This is a genomic window from Shewanella sp. SG41-4 (assembly GCF_014164505.1).
In the GTDB taxonomy this organism is placed as follows: Bacteria; Pseudomonadota; Gammaproteobacteria; order Enterobacterales; family Shewanellaceae; genus Shewanella.
On record NZ_JACJFI010000314.1, the window covers coordinates 1 to 3,941 of the forward strand.

Annotated in this window: 5 protein-coding genes; 2 read left to right on the forward strand and 3 right to left on the reverse strand. The window is 36.7% G+C overall.

Going from position 1 to position 3,941, the window contains the following annotated elements; genetic code table 11:
- On the forward strand, positions 1-640 hold a 640-nt coding region (locus H5202_RS18765; RefSeq protein WP_182773404.1), incomplete at its 5' end, for a cytochrome b/b6 domain-containing protein.
- A 136-nt stretch (positions 641-776) separates the two neighbouring features.
- On the opposite strand, the gene H5202_RS18770 is transcribed toward H5202_RS18765, so the two are convergent.
- Positions 777-1,226, reverse strand: a complete 450-nt coding sequence (locus H5202_RS18770) for a c-type cytochrome (RefSeq protein WP_182773405.1) — start codon at positions 1,224-1,226, stop codon at positions 777-779.
- Positions 1,227-1,538: 312 nt separating this feature from the next.
- On the opposite strand from H5202_RS18770, the gene trpR reads away from it, so the two are divergent.
- A complete protein-coding gene (gene trpR, locus H5202_RS18775) occupies positions 1,539-1,817 on the forward strand; it encodes a trp operon repressor (RefSeq protein WP_182773406.1) in 279 nt (92 codons plus the stop codon).
- Positions 1,818-2,095: 278 nt separating this feature from the next.
- On the opposite strand, the gene H5202_RS18780 is transcribed toward trpR, so the two are convergent.
- Positions 2,096-2,473: a hypothetical protein gene (locus H5202_RS18780; protein ID WP_182773407.1), complete on the reverse strand. Its 378-nt coding sequence runs from the start codon at positions 2,471-2,473 to the stop codon at positions 2,096-2,098.
- Positions 2,474-2,720: 247 nt separating this feature from the next.
- Positions 2,721-3,287 (reverse strand): peptidylprolyl isomerase, encoded by a 567-nt coding sequence (gene slyD, locus H5202_RS18785; RefSeq protein WP_182773408.1) that lies wholly within the window; start codon positions 3,285-3,287, stop codon positions 2,721-2,723.
- Between the last annotated feature and the right edge of the window lie 654 nt (positions 3,288-3,941).

Sequence of the window (3,941 nt, forward strand, 5' to 3'; positions counted from 1 at the left end):
GGTATGGGATTTTCCTACACGTTTTTTTCATTGGGCCATGGTGTGTTTAGTCGGCGGATTATGGTGGACTGCTGAAATTGGTGAAATGCAATGGCATCAGATACAGGCGTATCTCTTGATGACTCTAATTGCATTTAGATTAATTTGGGGCTTTATAGGAAGTGACACCGCTAGATTTACACATTTTTTTGTTACACCTAAAAGAGTTATAGCTTATGCTAAAACCAAACCTAAGCCTTCATCACTTGGACATAATCCATTAGGTGGTTATATGGTGATAGTGGTGTTGGGATCCCTAGTGTTGCAGTTAACCACGGGCTTATTTGCTACAGATGATATTTTTACTGAAGGTCCGCTGATGCATCTCGTATCGTCAGATACAGCAGGGTGGTTAACGTGGCTGCATAAAACCAATTTTAATCTTATTCTGGCTTTGGTCGCTGTGCATATTATTGCCGTGTTAGTGCATGTTTTTAAGGGTGACAATATTCTTAAAGCCATGTTCAGTGGTTATAAGCAAGTTACCGAGCAGGTAACTTCACCTACTTTAAGGTCGCCTTGGCTAGCGTTAGTTATCGTATCAGTTATTTTCGCCGCTATTTGGTGGCTATTACTCGAGCCTGTGGTCAGTTATTTATAAGTTTCACGTTAGTTAACGTCAATAAAAAAGCCCATAAAAATGGGCTTTTTTTCATTCATCTACTGAGAATATCTACTTTTAATTGTTTGAACTAATCAATCAAATTAGTGATAGATTTGCTCATCAACAAAATAGATTAGTCTTTTTTGTAAACGTCGTGACAACCTTTACAGCTCTTACCTGTATTAGCAAAAGCTTGTTTGATGCTATTTTGATCACTTGATTTAGCTGCTACAGCTAATGCCGCAGCATTATCTTGAAATGCGGTCATTTTGCTATCAAAATCGGCTTTATCTTGCCAAATTTTTGCTAGTGCTTCGGTATCGCCTTTATCTGAGCCAGCAATAAAACCTTCATGTGGTATTTTCGATAGCGCTGCAACATTGTCTGCACGAGTGCTAAATACAGTTGCATCAAAAGGCTTTTTCCCTTTTAGCATTGCGCCCATATCACCAAAGTTATAAGCAATTAAACCGAAAGCAGCTTGGCGGTATTCAATGGCATCTGCAGGTTCTTCAAAATTATTCGCAAACACAGCAGGGATCATCATTGCGGTTACCGCAACCGTTAGTAATATCTTTTTCATCGTTATCCTTCACTTTTTTTGTGGATGGTACTGGGTTCCATAAGCACTGATACCGACATAATCATGCTAAATTTGAACTATAGTGCTAATAATGAATGTTTAGCTAAAACTTAGTCCAGTGTTTAACACTTAATTATGATGGTATTACATCTTATTCTACACAATTTTATAAGCACTTTGCGATATCTTTCATCAATAACATAACGCAGTTATATTCATTTTTCATTACAAGTTTATCGGTAGCAATTTTGCTAATCCACATCGTTCCTTGGTACAATTGTAATGTCCCGGCATTACTAAAAAGAGAAAAAAATGCGTGCCAATTGGAATTTAGTAGTAGAAAAAATATTAACCCATGCGAATGAAGATGATTTGTCAGTTTTGTTTCATTTGTTATTAACCGAAGAAGAGCGAAGTGCAGTTTCTGGGCGTTTACAGGTGTTCCAAACGTTATTAGCAGGGGAGTTGAGTCAAAGACAAATTGCTGCAGAACATCAAGTGAGTATTGCAACGATTACACGGTGTTCAAATTATTTGAAGAATATGCCCGCAAATCAAAGAGATTTAGTTAGAAAGTTGATTCTAGATTAAGCAATTGGTTTTAGGCTAAGTGGTTGATTTTAAATGTGGAATAGGTAATCAATTCGTATCGACATAAGTTTCAAAATCCAATGTTGATAAGTCACCAATATAATTGACTCTAAAGGTGGTTTTTCATAACCTATCGAGTCTAAAGCGTTGATTATCAAATCGAATCTACACTAAACGATTTTAATTAAATTTGGTTTACCATTAATTCATTACTAATGAAGAGTTTGGTTTTTTCTTGTTCAATTAATATTTCCACATTCAAACAATAACAAACCTGACTATTGGCTAATTCCCCGCGGTAATCTATGGTGACGATAACTCAAACGTCTTAAAAATAAGTAACTACCATAGGTGGTTAAGCACAAAGCAAAAAGTGTGCTGGAATCTCTAGGGTAAAAACGATAAAGGCTCACTGCACTCAACACGTAAATGAAGGGTAATAAACCGTAAATCGTTTCTGGAATGTACCCTGCTTTACGCTTGCGTTTAGGGTCTGTTCTGCGATTTTTTGAACGTAAGTTATAAATATGTGCGCCATAGAAGTACACAACAATCGATGCAATAAGCGCATAACTGGGTTCAAGCAGAAAAATACTGACACTGCCTACAACCATGTAAGTAAAAGGCAATAATTCATAAAGCGGTTTAATTAACATAAGCACTCCGTCGCTAGTTATTAATTATTATACTGAGAATCAATTAGTGAGGATTGCATCACCCAAGTTATCCTTAACGGTCGATGCAATAAATCTTACTAATTGATGTAATTAACTGATTAAGATTAACCTAAAGAAAAAGGTATTGCCTAGTGAATAGACAATACCTTATGATATTTCAACCTTTCTACTGACAAATAGACATTAAAAATTGGACATGTATCTCATCTATTTAATCAGAAATAAATTAACGACAGCCACAGCCGCCATTTCCATCACAACCAGGTTTTTCAGTACCGCATGATTCATGATCGTGTCCGTGATCGTGCCCATGGCTTCCACAACCGCCTTCGGCATGGATATGTCCATGAGAAAGCTCTTCTGCTGTTGCTTCTCTTACTGCGATAACTTCGACACTAAAATGCAGTGATTGACCCGCTAGAGGGTGATTGCCATCAACTACTATGACATCATCTTTCACTTCAATTACTTGAACAGGGCGCTGGCCCATTTCCGTTTCAGCGATAAAACGCATCCCTGGAACGATATCTTCGACATCACCAAATGCACTGACAGGAACTTCTTGCTTTAAACCAGGGTGATATTCGCCGTAGGCTTGTTCTGCTGGGATCTTTGCTTCGATACTTTCACCAACAGTTTTACCTTCTAAAACTGATTCAAGTCCTGGAATTAAGTTTTCAGTGCCATGTAAATAAACCATTGGTTCACTTTCAAATGAACTTTCAACTAATCGACCTTGCTCATCAGATAAGCGGTAATGAATTGTGACCGCCGCATGTTTTGTAATTTTCATATCGCCTCCAATAGTGATGTAAGTATCATACCGTATTTTGATATCAGGCTGCGATGGCTAACATCAGTTTTTGGTTATTCAATCACAGCTTTTTTTATTTTGTCTTATGCTGCATGTTTTACCGGATTGATGTTGAAAATAAATCATCTGAATAGTGAAGCAAATTGATGAGGCGTATAAACCATCTGTGTAACGTATCTATCGGAAAAATTTTTATTACTACACATTTAGTTAGTTATTGTATCGTACTGTATTTGTTGTATTTACTTGATTTTATCTATTGCGTTTACGTTCGCGTCAACATTTGGGAATGCAATCTAAAAAGGTTATCGCTACTCATTCTAAATTTTTAACAACTTGAATATTAAAAAAATCAACTCAATTAAAAAAATAACCAGTAAATAAACTGTAATGAGGGGTTGACAACCTTGGGTCAAAAAAGCAATTCTGTATCCAACGTGGATCAGCTATTTAATCTAATTAAATATTATCAGCAGTTAACATTTAACATAACGAAGAGAAATATCAAATGTTTACCCTCATGCTCGTTGTAATTACAACCATTACAACCACCACTATTACCATAGTGGGGGCGGGCTGATTACACCCTAAAAGATTTTGCATAAAAAGCCCGCTTCAGGTGTTAGAAGCGGG